This window comes from Janthinobacterium sp. TPC_1, assembly GCF_056037845.1.
Genome location: NZ_CP195157.1, coordinates 1266150 through 1281660, shown reverse-complemented (window position 1 = coordinate 1281660; position 15511 = coordinate 1266150). Strand labels below are relative to the sequence as shown.

At 62.1% G+C, this 15511-nt stretch carries 15 protein-coding genes and 2 pseudogenes; 7 read left to right on the top strand and 10 right to left on the bottom strand.

From position 1 onward, the window contains the following. Window positions 1-161: 161 nt before the first annotated feature. Entirely contained in the window at window positions 162-1052 is an 891-nt protein-coding gene (locus tag ACQVLG_RS06290) for a LysR family transcriptional regulator (RefSeq protein ID WP_474293468.1), read from the bottom strand. Between the two features lie 120 nt (window positions 1053-1172). On the opposite strand from ACQVLG_RS06290, the pseudogene ACQVLG_RS06285 reads away from it, so the two are divergent. Both ACQVLG_RS06285 and ACQVLG_RS06280 read left to right on the top strand, forming a co-directional pair. Then, a pseudogene (locus tag ACQVLG_RS06285) lies at window positions 1173-2355 on the top strand (serine hydrolase domain-containing protein). Then, window positions 2352-3542 (top strand): MFS transporter, encoded by a 1191-nt coding sequence (locus tag ACQVLG_RS06280; RefSeq protein ID WP_474293466.1) that lies wholly within the window; start codon window positions 2352-2354, stop codon window positions 3540-3542. The pseudogene ACQVLG_RS06285 and the gene ACQVLG_RS06280 overlap by 4 nt, the downstream one beginning before the upstream one ends. Here the strand turns inward: ACQVLG_RS06280 and ACQVLG_RS06275 are convergent. The 3 genes and pseudogenes from ACQVLG_RS06275 to ACQVLG_RS06265 all read right to left on the bottom strand — a co-directional run bounded on the left by ACQVLG_RS06275 (window position 3507) and on the right by ACQVLG_RS06265 (window position 5590). After that, the gene (locus ACQVLG_RS06275; RefSeq protein ID WP_474293465.1) at window positions 3507-4052 is read right to left on the bottom strand and encodes a DinB family protein; all 546 of its coding nucleotides are present in this window, start codon (window positions 4050-4052) and stop codon (window positions 3507-3509) included. The genes ACQVLG_RS06280 and ACQVLG_RS06275 overlap by 36 nt on opposite strands. 11 nt (window positions 4053-4063) lie before the next feature. After that, window positions 4064-4685 (bottom strand): annotated as a pseudogene (locus ACQVLG_RS06270) (MarC family protein). A gap of 116 nt (window positions 4686-4801) precedes the next feature. Next, window positions 4802-5590: an AraC family transcriptional regulator gene (locus ACQVLG_RS06265; protein ID WP_474293463.1), complete on the bottom strand. Its 789-nt coding sequence runs from the start codon at window positions 5588-5590 to the stop codon at window positions 4802-4804. Window positions 5591-5689: 99 nt separating this feature from the next. Here ACQVLG_RS06265 and ACQVLG_RS06260 point away from each other — a divergent pair, with 99 nt between their 5' ends. The 4 genes from ACQVLG_RS06260 (at window position 5690) to ACQVLG_RS06245 (ending at window position 10346) form a co-directional block, all read left to right on the top strand. Beyond that, window positions 5690-6607: a DMT family transporter gene (locus tag ACQVLG_RS06260; protein ID WP_474293461.1), complete on the top strand. Its 918-nt coding sequence runs from the start codon at window positions 5690-5692 to the stop codon at window positions 6605-6607. Between the two features lie 40 nt (window positions 6608-6647). Further along, window positions 6648-7646: a toxin-antitoxin system YwqK family antitoxin gene (locus ACQVLG_RS06255; protein WP_474293459.1), complete on the top strand. Its 999-nt coding sequence runs from the start codon at window positions 6648-6650 to the stop codon at window positions 7644-7646. Beyond that, window positions 7610-8182, top strand: a complete 573-nt coding sequence (locus ACQVLG_RS06250) for a toxin-antitoxin system YwqK family antitoxin (RefSeq protein WP_474293457.1) — start codon at window positions 7610-7612, stop codon at window positions 8180-8182. The genes ACQVLG_RS06255 and ACQVLG_RS06250 overlap by 37 nt, the downstream gene beginning before the upstream one ends. A 433-nt stretch (window positions 8183-8615) precedes the next feature. Then, the gene (locus ACQVLG_RS06245) at window positions 8616-10346 is read left to right on the top strand and encodes a methyl-accepting chemotaxis protein (protein ID WP_474293455.1); all 1731 of its coding nucleotides are present in this window, start codon (window positions 8616-8618) and stop codon (window positions 10344-10346) included. Between the two features lies 1 nt (window position 10347). Here the strand turns inward: ACQVLG_RS06245 and ACQVLG_RS06240 are convergent, their stop codons facing one another. The 3 genes from ACQVLG_RS06240 to ACQVLG_RS06230 all read right to left on the bottom strand — a co-directional run bounded on the left by ACQVLG_RS06240 (window position 10348) and on the right by ACQVLG_RS06230 (window position 12679). Continuing rightward, entirely contained in the window at window positions 10348-11502 is a 1155-nt protein-coding gene (locus ACQVLG_RS06240; RefSeq protein ID WP_474293453.1) for an AI-2E family transporter, read from the bottom strand. Window positions 11503-11672: 170 nt separating this feature from the next. Next, on the bottom strand, window positions 11673-12239 hold the full coding sequence (locus ACQVLG_RS06235; protein ID WP_474293451.1) for a hypothetical protein: 567 nt from the start codon (window positions 12237-12239) through the stop codon (window positions 11673-11675). Continuing rightward, window positions 12215-12679 carry a hypothetical protein gene (locus tag ACQVLG_RS06230; RefSeq protein ID WP_474293449.1) on the bottom strand — a complete coding sequence of 155 codons (465 nt, stop codon included), beginning with the start codon at window positions 12677-12679 and terminating at the stop codon, window positions 12215-12217. Before ACQVLG_RS06230 ends, ACQVLG_RS06235 begins: the two co-directional genes overlap by 25 nt. Before the next feature lie 123 nt (window positions 12680-12802). On the opposite strand from ACQVLG_RS06230, the gene ACQVLG_RS06225 reads away from it, so the two are divergent. Then, on the top strand, window positions 12803-13171 hold the full coding sequence (locus ACQVLG_RS06225) for a hypothetical protein (protein ID WP_474293447.1): 369 nt from the start codon (window positions 12803-12805) through the stop codon (window positions 13169-13171). On the opposite strand, the gene ACQVLG_RS06220 is transcribed toward ACQVLG_RS06225, so the two are convergent. The 3 genes from ACQVLG_RS06220 to ACQVLG_RS06210 form a co-directional block, all read right to left on the bottom strand. Then, window positions 13150-14211, bottom strand: coding sequence for a GGDEF domain-containing protein (locus tag ACQVLG_RS06220; protein ID WP_230542089.1), 1062 nt, complete (start codon window positions 14209-14211; stop codon window positions 13150-13152). The genes ACQVLG_RS06225 and ACQVLG_RS06220 overlap by 22 nt on opposite strands. A gap of 204 nt (window positions 14212-14415) precedes the next feature. After that, on the bottom strand, window positions 14416-14703 hold the full coding sequence (locus tag ACQVLG_RS06215) for a GNAT family N-acetyltransferase (RefSeq protein WP_474293445.1): 288 nt from the start codon (window positions 14701-14703) through the stop codon (window positions 14416-14418). Between the two features lie 333 nt (window positions 14704-15036). Continuing rightward, window positions 15037-15498 carry a hypothetical protein gene (locus ACQVLG_RS06210; protein ID WP_474293443.1) on the bottom strand — a complete coding sequence of 154 codons (462 nt, stop codon included), beginning with the start codon at window positions 15496-15498 and terminating at the stop codon, window positions 15037-15039. Window positions 15499-15511: the final 13 nt, after the last annotated feature.

Here is a 15511-nt window from a genome sequence, read left to right as displayed (position 1 = left end):
GGCTACGGGTTAATACGTAAGGGAGGCCAGCCTGTAATTGTTCCTCAAAATTCCGCACTGCAATACAAAAACTTGTATCAAGTCCGCGAAAAGTTTAAAAATTGGTAGCAAATTAAATAAGTTGTCGTGTGGAAACAACGAGCGCCATGCCGCAGGCGCCGTCAGCTTTCCGCAAACACGTGGACGGCCAGGAAATCGATGAAGGCGCGCAGTTTTGGCGTCAGGTGGCGGCTGCTGGGCCACAGGATGCGGAAGGCGCCGTCGTGCCGGCGGTGCGCGTCCAGCACGGGCTGCAAGCGGCCCGCCGCCAGCGCGGCGCGCACGGCAAAGTCGGGCAGGGCGGCGATGCCCAGGCCGCTTTCGGCAAAATGCAGCAGGGTGTCGACATTGTTGCAGTTGAGCACAGTGGGCAAGCCGGCCGCGTGCAGGGCAGGCCAATCGGGCAGAGGCCAGGCCTCGACCTTGCCGCTGCTGGGAAACTTGTACAGCAGGCAAGTGTGGCGGGCCAGGTCGGCCGGCAGCGCGGGCGTGCCATGCTGCGCCAGATAGGCGGGCGCGGCCACCAACTGCAGCTGGAACTGGCCCAGCTGGCGGCTCATCAAACGGCTGTCGGCGCTTTCGCCCGCGCGCACGACGGCGTCGTAGCCCTCTTCGATGACGTCGACGCGGCGGTCGCTGAAATCGAGGTCGAGTTCCACCTGCGGATAGGCGCGCGCGAACGCGGCCAGCACGGGGTTGAGCAGGCTGCCCACCAGCGGCAGGCTGACGCGCAAGCGGCCCTGGGGCGCGCTCTTGCTGTTGGATAATTCCAGTTCGGCCGCTTCGATTTCTCCCAGGATGCGCCGGCAGCGTTCGAGAAACACCGTGCCTTCGCTGGTCAGTGCGATGCTGCGCGTGCTGCGGTGAAACAGGCGTACTCCCAGCCGCTCTTCCAGCCGCGCGATGCTCTTGCCCACGGCCGAGGCTGAAATCCCCAGCACCCGGCCCGCCGCGACGAAACTGCGCAGCTCCGCCGCCTGCACGAAGGCCGTGAATCCCGCCAGGTTGTCCATGGTTTTCCTTTTGATTGCGGATGCCAACGTCCGCACAGACTGACTGAAACTATAGCCTGTTTTTCTTTGATCGCGCCTGGCTTACCTTGGCAGCCTGATCATTTGAAAGGCTACGCCATGATGTACAACTTCTCTCCTGCGGCCTTGTCCGCCCGTATCGATCCATTGCTCGATGCCGTGCTGGAACAGCAGCGCCTGGCGGGCGCCGTGGTGCTGGTGCGCCAGCGTGGCCAGGACATCTATCGCCGCGCCGCCGGCCACCTGGACCGCGAAGCGGGCACGCCCATGGTGGAAGACGCCGTCTTCCGCCTGGCGTCCGTCAGCAAGCCCATCGTCTCCACGGCCGCGCTGGCGCTGGTGGGACAGAACCGCCTGGGCCTGGACGACCCGGTGGCGCGCTGGCTGCCGTATTTCACGCCGCGCCAGCCGGACGGCACGGTGGCGGCGATGACCGTGCGCCACTTGCTCACGCACACGGCCGGCCTCGACTACGGCTTTTTCCAGCCGCCGGGCGGCGCGTATGCGCGGGCGGGCGTGTCCGACGGCATGGATGCGTCCCGTATTTCACTGGAGGACAATCTGCGCCGCCTGGCCACGGTGCCGCTCGCGTATGCACCGGGCGAACGCTGGGCGTATTCGATCGCCACCGACGTGCTGGGCGCCGTGATCGAAGCGGTGACTGGTTTGCCGCTGGCGCACGCCGTGGCACAGCTGGTGACGGGGCCGCTGGCCATGCGCGACACGGGTTTTATCAGCACGGACGCGGCGCGCCTGGCCGCCGCCTATGCGGACCGCGCAGCGGGAGAAGCCCGGCCCAGGCGTTTGCTGGACGCGGGGGACGACCATCTGCCGTTTCTCGACGGCATGGCAGGGTTTGCCTTATCTCCGGCGCGCGCGCTCGATGCGCACGCGTACCCGTCCGGCGGCGCCGGCATGCTCGGCTCCGCCCCCCCGACTTCATGCGCCTGCTGGAAACCCTGAGACTGGGCGGCGCGCCGCTGCTGCCGCCGGCGCTGGCGCGCCAGGTGGGAGCAAACCACCAACGGGCGGTTGTGATTTGCCGTTCTGGCCGGGACGGGGCTTCGGCCTGGGTTTTACGGTATTGACGGACCCGCTTGCCGCCGCCACGCCGGAAGCGGTGGGTACGTGGCGCATGGGCGGCACGTATGGCCACTCGTGGTTTGTTGATCCTGCGCAAGAACTGTCCGTGGTGGCGTTCACGAATACGGCATTGGAGGGCATGGCGGGGCCGTTCGTGACGGAGCTGTGCCAGGCCGTGTATGGCGGGGAGCAAGGGCAATGACGCGCCCGCACCCCATCGTCTTCCTCGCGCTGGGCCTGTTCGGCGTGTATTGCATCGAGTTTGGCGTGGTCGGCATCTTGCCGATGATCATGCAGCGCCATGGCGTGACGGCCGCGCAGGCGGGCTCGCTGGTGAGCCTGTTCGCGCTGGTGATCGCCGTGGGCGGCCCCTTCCTCGTGCTGCTGGCCACGCGCTGGCGCCGCAAACCGGTGCTGATCGTCTCGCTGCTCGTGTTCGCGCTGGCCAGCGTGGCTTCGGCGTATGCACCGCGCTTCGGGCTGCTGCTGGCGCTGCGCGTGGTGCCGGCCCTGTTCCACCCCGTGTATTTCTCGCTTGCCATGGTGGCCGCCGCCGCCCTGTATCCGCCACGCGAGGCGGCAAAGGCCGGCGCGCATGCATTCACGGGCACCAGCATGGGCATGGTGCTGGGCATCCCGCTGACCACGTGGATCGCCGCGCAAGTTGGCTATGAGGCGTCGTTCCTCGCCTGCGCCCTCGTCAATGCGCTGGCGGCGCTGGGGCTGTATCTGTTTCTGCCCGACACGCCGCGCGAAGCGCCGCTGGCGTATGGCCGCCAGCTGGCCGTGCTGCGCAAACCTGCCCTGTGGTTCACCATTGCCGCCGCCGTGCTGGTGTTTGCCGCCATGTTTGCCGTGTATGCGTATGCGGCCGCGTATCTGCAGCAGGTGGCGGGCTTGTCGGCGCGGCAGACGGGGCTGGCGCTGGTGGTGTTTTGGATCGGTGGCGTGGCGGGCAATCTGTACGCGGGGCGCCAGCTGGGCACACACGTGTTGCGCACGGTGCTGCTGCAGCCCGTGCTGCTGGGGCTGGCGTACTGGCTGCTGTATGAATATGCGGGCGGCAGCATCGGCTGGGCGGCGCTGGCCGTCTTGCTGCTGTTCTGGGGCGCGGCGCATACGAGCGGGCTGATCGTCACGCAAGTGTGGCTCAGCAGCGAAGCGCGCGAGGCGCCCGCGTTCGCCATCGGCGTGTATATCGCCGCCATCAACCTGGGCGTGACGCTGGGCGCGCTGGCCGGCGGCCTGGCCATCGAGTCCTATGGCATGCAGGGGGCGCTGGCTTGCGGCGCGCTGCTGGGGGCGCTGGCGCTGGCCTTGATCGGGATCAAGGCGTGGCGTTATCGCCTGCCGTCAGTCCTCGATATGGTTGGGGATGCGAAACAGTAAATCCGTGTCGCCGATGTCCACGCCCGCTTGCGACAGCAAGGTGCTGGCCTGGCCCCGGTGGTGCGTCTGGTGGTTGAAGAAATGCATGAGCAGGCTGAAAAACTCGCGCCGGTTCGGTCCCTTGCTGTTGCGGTAATCGAGCAAATGGTCCAGGTCTTCTTCGCGGATCGAGGCGGCCCAGTCGACGATGAGCTGGTCCAGCCACAGCCGGTGCGCCTGCATGGCGGCAAAATCGTCGGCCGCGAACAGCGGGTGCGTCAGCGACGCGGGCGGCGTGATGGCGCGGATGGGGTCGAGCAGCGGGAAACCGGCCGGATGTTTCGCATAGCGCTGCAGCCACAAGGTGTCGCCCACCATCACGTGGTTCAGGGTGGCCAGCAGGGAGCCGAAGAAGGCGCCCCGCTCGCGCTGCAGCTCGCCGGGTGGCAGGCTGGCGGCCGCCGCGTAGACCTTGGCATTCATCCACTGGTTGTAATCGGCCATCAGGCGAATGTGGGCGCAACGGCTCATGCTGGACTCCTTCAGTGGATGAATGACAATATTAAAACGGACTTCAAAAACGCGCGTATGCCGGCCAGCAACATTTCAATGGCCATCGCCGTCAGGATCAAGCCCATCAGGCGTTCGAATGCCGTCATGACCCTTGGACCGAGCGCCCGCTGCAGGCGTTCGGCGCACAGGAAGACGGCCAGCCAGACGACGGCCACGGCCGTCAAGCCCGCCACGTGGGCGATGACTTCGTTCATTTCATGCGAGGAAAACAGCAAGACGGTCGCCAGGGCCGACGGGCCGGCCAGCGCGGGGATGGCCAGCGGCACGATGAACGGTTCGCCGCCCATTTCGTGGTCGCTATTGCCCGCGTTTGGCTGCGGAAACACCATGCGCATGGCGATCAGGAACAAAATCACGCCGCCGCCGATGCGCAGCGCCACTTCCGACAATTGCAAGGCGTTCAGGAAATGGCGGCCGAAGAACATAAACAGCAGCAAGATGCCGAAAGCGATCAGGCATTCGCGCACCACGACTTTCCAGCGCCGCTCGATGGGTAACCCGTTTCAGGGCATTGACGAACAGGGAAACGTTGCCGAACGGATCGGTGACGAGCAAGAGCAGGATAAATGTCTGGAAGAAATTCTGTGTCATGGTGGTGTGATTGAGGTCAACACCGCTGCCAGGATGGGCGCGGTGCGATAAGGCTTGCGATGATAACAAGAGCGGCGGCGATCGCCCATGATTATTGATGCATAGCAGCATTTTTTTTACGCTGCGATGACTTTGGCCTGGTAAAACGCCGTCGGCGTGGTGCCGAAATGCTTTTTGAACATGGCGGTGAAGGCGCTCTGGCTCGTATAGCCATTGTCCATGGCCACGTCAATGACTTTGCCGCCGCGCGCCAGTTGTTCCAGCGCCCGCAGCAGCCGCGCTTGCTGGCGCCACTGGCCAAAGCGCATGCCCGTCTGTTTCTGGAACAAGCGGTGGAGGCTGCGTTCGGTGATCGCCAGTTCCCGCGCCCAGTGGGCCACCGTCAGTTGCTCGCCCGGTTGCGCCATCAGCCGCGCGCAAATGCCGCGCAGGCGCGCATCCACGGGTAACGGTAAATACAGGGGCAGCACGGGCAGGCTGCCCAGCTCGTGCAACAGCAATTGCAGCAGATGCCAGTCGCGGCTGCCTTCCGTAAAATCGGGCGCGATGTCGACGGCCGCCACGATCAGTTGCCGCAGCAGGGGGCTGATGTCGAGCACGCAGCTGTGGCCAGGCAGCAATGGAGAATTGGCGCAGTTGACGAACACCGTGCGCATTTTGACGGCTCCGCTCATGCGCACCTGGTGCGCGATGCCGGGCTGCAGCCATACGCCGCGCGTGGGCGGCACCACCCAGCGCCCGCCCTGCGCCTCGATGGTCATCACGCCCTCGATGGCGTACAGCAATTGCGCATGCGTGTGGCGGTGCACGGAAATCACGTGGCCATGCGCATAGTCGACGGCCAGCGCCATGGCGCGCGCTGTGACGGGCAGCAATTCCTGAAAGGCGGGCGAGGAACAATCCATATGAAGGTCAGTTTTGCGATAGGTGTGGACATCTTAGCGCGAGAAGGCGCGGCGCGCCTGCGGCATGATGGTTCCCCGCAACTATTCCTGGAGCTACGCATGCCTGTGCGCGCCTATCTGTATCCTTTTCTGGCCATGCTGCTGTGGGCCGGCAACGTCGTCGTCTCCAAGCTGGCCGCATCCAGCATCGCCCCCACGGCCATCACTTTTTACCGCCTGGTGCTCGTCTTGCTGGTGATGACGCCGTTTATCGCCCGCCCGCTGTGGCGCAACCGCGCAGCTCTCCGCCGCCAGTGGTGGCAGCTGGCCTTGTGCGGCCTGATGTCGATGGCGCTGTTCCAGAGCCTGTCCTACCGCGCCGCCGAATCGACGACGGCGACGAACATGGCCATCGTCACGGCGCTGGCGCCGCTGATGACGGCCCTGCTCAGCGTGCTGCTGCTGGGCGAGCGATTGACTGTCGGCATGGCGGCCGGCGGCGTGCTGTCGTTCGGCGGCTTGCTGTACCTGGTGGGGCGCGGCGACGTGCTGGCCTTGCTGCAGCAGGGCGTGCATGCGGGCGATGCGCTGATGCTGCTGGCTTGCCTGATCTTCGCTTTGTATGGCGTGCTGCTGCGCCGCTGGCGTTTAACGATTCCCGCTTGGCAAGCCATTTATTGCCAGGCGCTGGCGGCCCTGGCCTGCATGCTGCCGTTTTTCTTGCTGTTGCCGCCCGGCAGCGCCAAGCTGGACGCCACCACCTTGCCCCTGATCGGCTATGCGGGCATCGGCTCGTCCATCGTGCTGTCCTACCTGTGGATCGAAGGCGTGAAACTGCTGGGGCCGAACCGCTGCAGCATCTACGTCAACCTGCTGCCCTTGCTGACGGCCTTGCTGGCCATCGTCTGGCTGCAGGAAAGCATGCATATATATCACCTGGTCGGCGGCGGCATCTCGCTGCTGGGCGTGCTGCTGGCGCAGACGGTGCAGCGGCCGCTGTTTGGCCGCTACCGTCATGAGGTGTCCGGGATTGCCTGAATGGCCATGCATAATGGCGGTTTTCGGTAGTGGAGTTGACATGCGGCAAACATTTTGGATGAGCACGATGGCCATGGCGCTGGCCTGGGGCGCCCTGGCGCCGGCCCAGGCCGCGCCGCGTTTTTATGAGGGTGCGCCCATGGCCTACGCCAGCGCCGTCGAGCGCCGCGACGGTGGCGTGGTGCTCGCTTTCCTGCGGGAAAATGGCGAGGTCAACGGCTACTACTGCCAGTGCAATGGGGATAGCGAAAAGCGCATGAACCTGGACAGGTACGGCCAGGCCAGCATCGAGGCCGTGTTCCAGCTTGACCTCGACAGCGAAGGAGAAACCACGTTCGTGCTCAGCCGCAGTGCCAACAGTGGCGCAGCCTTTGGCCTGCACGCCTACCGCTACGAGCGCAGCGGCGGCAAGATGTTCAAGGTGGCGGCCGTGCAGCCTGCGCTGGATGCCATTGTGCGCGGCGCAACAACCATGGACGAGGCGCGGGTGCGCGCCGCGCTGGCCCGTTTGCAGCTGATCGACTACAGCATCGCCTACGCGCCCTCGGGCGTGGCCGAGTTCGACGCCATCGAGCATGCGCACGGTACCTTGGCCGGCTATTTCAATATCGACGGCGAGTTACTGCCAGGCAAACCGGCCGGCGCCCCCGCGTTTGCCTATAAAAAGACGTACCAGGAAAAGGATGGCCATTATCTGACCGTCACATATCTGCTGGGCAAGGGCTGGGAAGGGGGCTTCGCGCCCAGTTATCACGTCAAGTGGATCACCTGGGAAACGCAGCCGCAGCGCTTTGCCGCCAGTCAGGACGGGCCATTCATCGAATATGACGTCAATTGCTGCGTGGGCAGCGTTTATGCCCGCGGCCTGTATGCGCAGGGCAAGCGCACCGGCGTATGGCATTACGAAGAGCCGAATACCATCCGCTCGTTTGGCGCCTTTGTCGACGACAAGGCGGAGGGACCATGGACGTATGAAGCGGCGATGAAACGACGACGGGCCAGATGCAGCGTGGCCAGCGCACGGGCCGCTGGGAAGTGAGTCCGGGTGTGGAGGAATGGCGCGCAGCGGACATGCACAGTTTCACCGGTTACGATCATTTTGTGAAAGACCGCCTGGACGGCCCCAGCGAACGCCGCGTTGGTGGCGTGGTGCAATGGCAGGGCAACTATGTGAATGGCAAGAAGCAGGGCCAGTGGGTCGAACCTGGCGGTGGCGGCAACTATGTCGATGACATCAAACAGGGGCCATGGAAGAAATCGACGCCGGACGGCGGCTGGCAAGTGTTGACCTTGCTCAATGGCGAACCGGAAGGCAAGCTGGAACAATACGCGGCCGATGGCCAGCTGCAGCTGGTCGAACATTATCGTCTTGGCAAGCTCGAAGGGCCGATGGAAAGTTTTTATCCGGATGGCAAGCGGCGCTACCAGGGCAGCTTTGCCGACGGCAAGCGCGATGGCGCGGAAACCCTGTTTTACCCGATGGCGAACTGCCGCAATTTCACCGCAACTGGAACCAGGGTGTGCTGCATGGCGTCAACATCGAGAATTTCCAGAACGGAAAACCGAAGCAGATAGGCGCCTATAACCTGGGCAGGAAAACGGGCCGCTTCCAGTATTTCCGCGACGATGGCCAGCTCATCGAAGAAACCATGTATTAACTAGTTGGCTAGCATAAATGGCATTCCCGCGCGACCGCGCACGGCAGCGGAATGCCAGTTCTGCGCAAAAAACATCATCCACTTGTTACAAATCGTGAAAATCCATACTGGATGTTGCTACTAGTAATCTTTCCCTGTATCTTGCAGTCAGGAAATTAAAAGTACAGGAAACCTCGACCTCGTTGCCCTGTCTTGCACTCCTGACGATATGCGCGGGCCGCCTTCCCCCCTGCTGCCGCACACGCCGTATCGACCTGCCCTGAACAATTCACGTGATCCGCCCATCTGGCGTTTGCCGCTACCCATCCGGCAGGCGGTGGCAAGGTCGCGCCCTTACCAAGGAAAACTGCATGCTGTCGAATATAACAATAAAAATGCGCCTGATCGCCACCATGAGCGTGCTGGGCGTGTTGATCGCCTTGCTGGGCGTGATGAGCATCATCAGCCTGAAATCGGCCAACAACAGCCTCAACGAGGTCTACAGCAACCAGCTGGCGTCGACGCAAGCGATCGGCGAATCGCAAATTGCCCTGGGCCGCGCCCGGTTTACGATGGACCGCGTGATGGTGCACCCGGATGCGCCTGATGCAAAGGATACCCTGGCGCGCTCGGAACAATTCCTGGAAGCGTCGAACAAGTCCTGGAAGGTGTACCTGGCCTTGCCGCAAAGCACGGACGAAAAGCGCCTGTCCGACGACATGGACAAGAAGCGCAGCGACTATATCAATAATGGCGTGCTGGCCATGGGCAAGGCTTTGCGCGAAAACAATATCGAGCAGGCGGACAAGCTGATGATGACGGGTCTGTCACCGCTGTACCGCACCCTGGACCAGGCCGCTGAAACCTTGACGCAATACCAGGCCACTTCGGCCGCCAGGATGTACGCGGAAAGCCAGTCCAGCTTCCGCACCCAGGTGGCCATGGCCATCGCCGGCATGATCGTCGGCGCCTTGCTGACGATTATTTCCAGCTTCTTGCTGCTGCGCGCCATCTTTAATCCGCTGGACCAGGCCCTGCGCCATTTCGGCGCCATTTCCGACGGCAACCTGGCCAACGACATCGTCATCACGCGCAACGACGAGATGGGCGCCTTGCTGACGGGCTTGCAGAAAATGCAGGAGCGCCTGTCGAACACCGTGCGCGGCGTGCGCGACGGCAGCGGCGCCATCGCCACGGCCAGCAATGAAATCGCCTCGGGCAACCTGGACTTATCCAGCCGCACGGAACAGCAGGCGTCCAGTCTGGAAGAAACGGCCTCGTCGCTGGAAGAGCTGACCTCGACCGTCAAGCAGAATTCCGACAATGCGCGCCAGGCGAATCAGCTGGCCGTCTCCGCATCGGACGTGGCCGTCAAGGGTGGCGCACTGGTGGCGCAGGTGGTCGATACCATGGGCACCATCAGCGAATCGTCGAAAAAGATCGCCGACATCATCGGCGTGATCGACGGCATCGCCTTCCAGACGAATATTTTGGCCCTGAACGCGGCCGTGGAAGCGGCGCGTGCCGGTGAGCAAGGCCGTGGCTTTGCCGTCGTCGCCACGGAAGTGCGCAACCTGGCGCACCGCTCGGCTTCCGCCGCCAAGGACATCAAGGTGCTCATCGAAGCATCGGTGCAGAACGTGGGCGCCGGCAGCGCGCTGGTCAGCCAGACGGGCACGACGATGGACGAGATCGTTTCCAGTATCCGCCGCGTGACGGACATCATGGGCGAAATCAGCGCCGCCGGCCGCGAGCAGGAACTGGGCATCGGCCAGATCAACCAAGCGGTGGCGGAAATGGATACCGTGACGCAACAAAATGCGGCGCTGGTGGAAGAAGCGGCGGCTGCGTCGGAATCGATGCAGGAACAGGCGGCGGCGCTGGCCGAGATGGTCAGCATTTTTAAACTCGACGCCGCCCACAGCGGCCCGGCAGCGCCCAAGCCCGCCTTGCGCAAGCCTGTCGTGGCCGCCGCCAGCACGGCCCTGAAACGCCCGGCTTTGCGCCTGGCGCCTGGCCGCACCGCCTCGGCAGCCGCTCCGGCCCAGCCACGTGCTGCCAAGCCCGCTGCGGACAACAGCGGCGAATGGGAAGAGTTTTAATCTAGCGGGGTTCCAAGGCCACCTTGCTGCCCTGTTCCTGCAGTAGCGCCGCCTCGGCCAGGGCCTGGGCGCGCGCTTCTTCCGCCGCCTGTTCGGCTTTCTCCAGTGCATCGTGGCGCGCCTGCAAGGCCGCCCGCGCGCGCACGAAGACGATCTTGATGGCCGCCATCACGGGCACGGACAGGAAGATGCCCACCACGCCCCCCAGCTGGTCGCCGGCCAGCAAGCAACCGACGATCACCATCAGCGGACTCACTTCCACGCCTTCGCTCATCAGATATGGGTTGACCACGTAATCCTGGAACAAACGGTAGGCGGCGATAAAGCCGATCAGCCAGAACACGTGCTCGAAGCCGCTGAAACCGGCCACGACCACGGCGATGACGGCGGCCGCCAGCGGGCCGGCAAACGGGATGAATTCCAGCAAGGCGGCGGCGCCGGCCAGCAGCAGGCTGTACGGCACACCCATCAGGGAAAAGGCGATGCTGTAGGAGACAAACGTGGCGATCGACAACAGCAGCAGGGCGCGCACATAGCGCGACAGCAAGATGTCGAGGTCATCGATGATGGCGCCCCAGAGCTTCTTGTTCGGGCGATTCAGCAGGGACAGCAAGCCGTCGCGCATGTCCGGGCCTTCCTTGATCAGCAAAAAGCTCAGCACGGGCACCAGCACCAGATAGATCAGGTTGCTGGCCGCATGCATGACGGTCAAGCCCAGTTCTTTTGCCAGCGGCATGGCTTGGCCCGTACCGCTGCTCAGCTGCGTCTGCAAGAACGACAGCAGGCGCGCGCGCAAGGGTTCCATGAATTCCGGCAAAGGTATGCGTTCGGCAAAGTTGTTGCCCTTGAGCAGGGTCGGCAATTGATCGCTGAGCTTGATCGCTTCTTCCTCGATGCGCGCGCCGAAGATGGAGCCCAGCACCGCCACCAGCAAGATCACCACCAGGAAGACGATGCCGATATTGGCCGTGCGCGGCAGGCGCTTCGGGCCATGGCGTTCCAGCAGCCCGATCAGCGGATACACGAGGTAGCTGAAGAAAATGGCAAAGACCACCACGATCAGGGTCGACGAGACCTTGTAGGTGAGGAAGAGCAGGAAGGCGATGAGGAAAGCCGTCCACACCATCTTGGCGACGCGCAAGTTAAAACCGAACATATGATTCCTTAGGGCAGGATGCAACGCAAGCATGGCTGGCTTGATGGGCAGGGTGGGCGAGGCAGGGACCGGGCCGCGCCGCACGGCCGGAAATCATACCGCAAAATGTCAAAATGCCATGCTCTTGTGCGTAATGGCAATGCTTTCCCCTGTCCGAACGCCTGTTTCTCCTATTTTGTCCGCCAGCTGGCCACAGTGATGAAGACGCCGTCCTCCCTGCCCTGTTCGCGCAAGGTCACCGTGTAGCGGCCGCTCGTATCGCTGCCGCTGAACACGACCTTCTCGTCATGGCCCTTCACTTGCGCGCCCTTGGCCAGTTTGGCATAGGTGTTGAGCACCCAGTGAAAATCGGCGTAGCTGTGCAGGGTGATGTGGGCGTCAGGCATGGGCTCGTCGCCGGCCTCGGCCGCTTCCGTCGGCGTGCGCATGGGCAAACCGGCCAGGACTTTTGGCTCGATGAGCTTGCCGCCGCTGGAGCTGCTGTTCAATTCCGCGGCCGGCAACAGCAGGTGCAGCAAGCTGGGAGGAAAACCGGGCGGCACGTCGCGCTGCTCCCAGCCGGGCTGGCCGGGGCGCGTGGTGATGTATTCCACCGCAGCAATGGTTTGCCGCTGTTCCGCTTCAGCGAAGGTGAGCTGGCGCGGCAACTGCCGTGCCCATACCAGCAATGGCGCGGCCACCTCGTCCTCGACGCCCGGTGGCAGGAACACCGTCAGCACGGCATGCGTGTCGGGCAAGCAGGCGGGCGCGGCGTCGCCGATGGCGGCCTGGCAATGGCCGTTGACCAGGCCCAGCGCCAGCAGCTTGCGTTGCGGATCGAACAGCAGGGCGGCGCGCGCTGCGCGCCACGTTCGGCGGGGTTGATGGACGCCAGCACCGAGCGTCCGTCGGGCAGCATGGTGCGCTGGATATCGTACAGCGAGCGCATGCTGTCGAGCACCTGGCGCGCGATCAGGCTATCCCCACGCGTATAGCTGCCACGCGCATAGCCGAGCAGCTTGAAGATGTCGGCGCGGATTTCCGGATGCTCGCTCAAGCGCAGCGGCGGCGACGGCACGGGCACGGTGGCAGCCACGAAAGGGGCGTCTTCAGTCGCTGGCGTTTGCGCCAGCGCAAACGGTGACGTACCCAGGGCCGCGCACAGCGGCAGCAGGGGCAGGATGAGGCGTAGGTTCAATGGTAATCCTTGTCGAGACGCCATGCCGATCCGCTTGCCGGCATGCGCGCGCCGCGATCTTAGCATTTCAGGAATGAAATGCTTTCTGCTAAGCTTGGCTATTGAATCACTGTCCCGCTTGCCATGGCCAAGATCACCATTTCCTGCAGTATTCCCGTTGACGATGAGGTCGTGACTGAGTTCTTGCACAAGTACGTGCTCCAATCGCGTGTCGGCGTGGCCAGGAAATTGCGCATGGGAGAGAAGGGCTGCTTCTATACCTGTTCTTTGTACCAGGAAGACCACGCCAAGGTGAGCCGTTTGATCCGCCGCATGCTGGCCTTCTTTGAGAGCAAGGACATTCCCTTGACCATCCTCAAGATCGGCGCGCAGGACAGCTGGTACGAGGTGGATCCCGGGCAGCGCGACCCGTGGAAGATTGCGCCGCAAGCCCTGCTGGCGCTGCTCGATGCGACGTCGGGCGGCGGCGTTCAGGCGGCGTTGAGCACGTAGCGGTTCTTGCCGTTTTTCTTGGCCTGGTACAAGGATTCATCGGCGCGCCGGTAGCTGTGCGACAAGTCGGCTTCCTTGATCAGTTCCGCGACGCCGATGCTGACGGATACCTTGCGTTCCGGCACGAAAGCCGCCTCGACGGCATCAACCAGCTGCGCGGCAAAGGCGCAGGCCGCGTTCTTTTCACCCACGTAGATGACGGCGAACTCTTCGCCGCCCAGGCGGCCGCACAGGTGCTCGCCCGACAGCCCGGCGATCACCTCGGCCGTTTTTTTCAGCACTTCATCGCCCACGTCATGGCCATGCACGTCGTTGATCTGCTTGAAGTCGTCGATGTCGATCATCAGGAAATACGCGGGCGTGCGCGCCGTGCGCTGCAGGGCGCGCGCGCCTTGCGTGAACATGCGGCGATTGTTGAGCCCCGTCAAGCCATCCTTGTAGGCCATCGTCGCCAGCTCGCGCTGGGCGCGGTAGTTGTGGATGCGCAAGACGAGAAAATAGATGTTCAGCGCCAGGCCGATGATCACGCTGATGGTGACGGCCAGCACGGGCCAATGCTGGTCGGCCTGGCCCGCATGCACGGGAAACTGCCCCAGTCCCAGGATGGCCCACACGCACAGCGATACGCCCAGGTAATACGCGATGCCGCTGAAGATGGGCGCCGTCGTCAGCGTGATCATCACGCCCAGCGGCAACACCCAAAAAGCGGGGTCTTCCGTGCCCAGCATCAGCACGCGGAAGCTGAAAGCGATGAACAGCACGCTGATGGTGCCGCTGGCGATAATCGCCTGCAGCGACCTCGCATACACGGTCAGCAGCAGCCCGGCCAGCATGCCCGCCACGCCCAGCGCCGCCTGCGCATGATCGAGCGCGGCGCGCGGCAGGGTCAGGCTGAAGGTGACCAGCCAGCAAGTCAGGCCAAACGTCAGGATGGCTATCGAAATGAAACGCAGTTCCGTGAAAAAGCGCTGCTGCTGCTCCCGTTCTCCTGAAAAGAACAGGTAATAGAAGGCAGGCGACAGGCTGCGCGAAGTGAACATTGCATTTGTCCTGAGACAACACGCCTTGCGGCAGGGCCGCCTCCCGGCAACGGCAGGCGGCATGGCGCGCGTACAAAATTAGTTGCGCTCAGGAACTAGTGTACTGGTTTCTTGGGGGCAGTGGGGAGATGGGCGGGGAAAACGGCGGCTACTGTTCTGTCGCCGCCACAGTCGCTTCCACTCCCGGCGCCGGCAAGCGCCTGCTTACAGGTCGGGCGCCAGTACCTGGCCGATCAAGTCCTTGCCAAAGCTGCGATGCGCCTCCTCCTCGACCAGTTGGAAGCCAGCCTTGTCGTAGATACGCCGGGCATCGGTGAGAATGCTGTTGGTCCACAACACCATTTTCGTATAGCCGACCTGGCGGCTGAAGCGCAGGCATTCATCGACGAGGCGGCTGCCGATGCCCAGACCGCGCGCGCAGGGATCGACGTACAACAGGCGCAGCTTGGCCGTCGTCTCATCCTGGCGCTCGATGAAGACGGAACCGAACATTGCCTATCAAGCGATAAACTAGCTGTGGAGCAAATTTTATCTCCACAACGTCGACGCTCTCATGTGCCAAGTAGCTATGTAATAGCTCGAAGTGCAACTTACCTAGTGCTGGCGCTACGCTAACATTCGCTAAAACTTCAAACGCTTGCCCAAGTTGTGACTCAATTTCAAAATAAATAGCTTTTCTACTTTTTAAAGTATTTTTTGAAAAGTGCCAAAATTGAATTTAATGAGTATCAAAGTTTGTTGAAAACTCTACGAATATTTTCAATCATCATAACCGTGAATATTAAAATAAATCTCTATAAAAATAAAATCTCAATACCTTTGTAACTATTCCTCATCATCTGAAATGTCGGAAAGCATAGTCGTAGCATCTTTGTGCTTTCGGATTTTTGGCATTAAAGCCTGCATTTGTACTGCGTCCCAAACCTTTCCGCTACGCTCTTTAAATATAGGTAAACCATTAAGCTCTTGCGTTCGCGCGTGAGCAAATTCTATACGTGGTGCATTTATTTCATCCATGAAATTTTGTAAAACATTTAAGCATGATAAGGCTACCCTGCCTCCATTTCTCTCAAGCAGTGATGTGAGAATAGTGATTTTTATTCGTAGATTAGCTTTTTTTACTAGCCGATCTAATGGAACAGGTTTGCCTGGGTCATTAATAGAGCTAAGTTCGCTTTCTAGATAAGATTTATTTGCAGAAATTATTATATCTTTAATCTCATCATGATTTGGCATATTTTTTAGTTTTAGCAAATCTAAAATCATTAAACCAAAGCGCTCTTCCATCTCACTTACTGAT

Coding starts and splice junctions, on each gene's coding strand:
- ACQVLG_RS06220 (WP_230542089.1), bottom strand. CDS start 14,211: ATGTTCACTTCGCGCAGCCTGTCGCCTGCCTTCTATTACCTGTTCTTT.
- ACQVLG_RS06265 (WP_474293463.1), bottom strand. CDS start 5,590: ATGGATTGTTCCTCGCCCGCCTTTCAGGAATTGCTGCCCGTCACAGCG.
- ACQVLG_RS06290 (WP_474293468.1), bottom strand. CDS start 1,052: ATGGACAACCTGGCGGGATTCACGGCCTTCGTGCAGGCGGCGGAGCTG.
- ACQVLG_RS06280 (WP_474293466.1), top strand. CDS start 2,352: ATGACGCGCCCGCACCCCATCGTCTTCCTCGCGCTGGGCCTGTTCGGC.
- ACQVLG_RS06250 (WP_474293457.1), top strand. CDS start 7,610: ATGCAGCGTGGCCAGCGCACGGGCCGCTGGGAAGTGAGTCCGGGTGTG.
- ACQVLG_RS06210 (WP_474293443.1), bottom strand. CDS start 15,498: ATGGAAGAGCGCTTTGGTTTAATGATTTTAGATTTGCTAAAACTAAAA.
- ACQVLG_RS06240 (WP_474293453.1), bottom strand. CDS start 11,502: ATGTTCGGTTTTAACTTGCGCGTCGCCAAGATGGTGTGGACGGCTTTC.
- ACQVLG_RS06275 (WP_474293465.1), bottom strand. CDS start 4,052: ATGAGCCGTTGCGCCCACATTCGCCTGATGGCCGATTACAACCAGTGG.
- ACQVLG_RS06260 (WP_474293461.1), top strand. CDS start 5,690: ATGCCTGTGCGCGCCTATCTGTATCCTTTTCTGGCCATGCTGCTGTGG.
- ACQVLG_RS06255 (WP_474293459.1), top strand. CDS start 6,648: ATGCGGCAAACATTTTGGATGAGCACGATGGCCATGGCGCTGGCCTGG.
- ACQVLG_RS06225 (WP_474293447.1), top strand. CDS start 12,803: ATGGCCAAGATCACCATTTCCTGCAGTATTCCCGTTGACGATGAGGTC.
- ACQVLG_RS06245 (WP_474293455.1), top strand. CDS start 8,616: ATGCTGTCGAATATAACAATAAAAATGCGCCTGATCGCCACCATGAGC.
- ACQVLG_RS06215 (WP_474293445.1), bottom strand. CDS start 14,703: ATGTTCGGTTCCGTCTTCATCGAGCGCCAGGATGAGACGACGGCCAAG.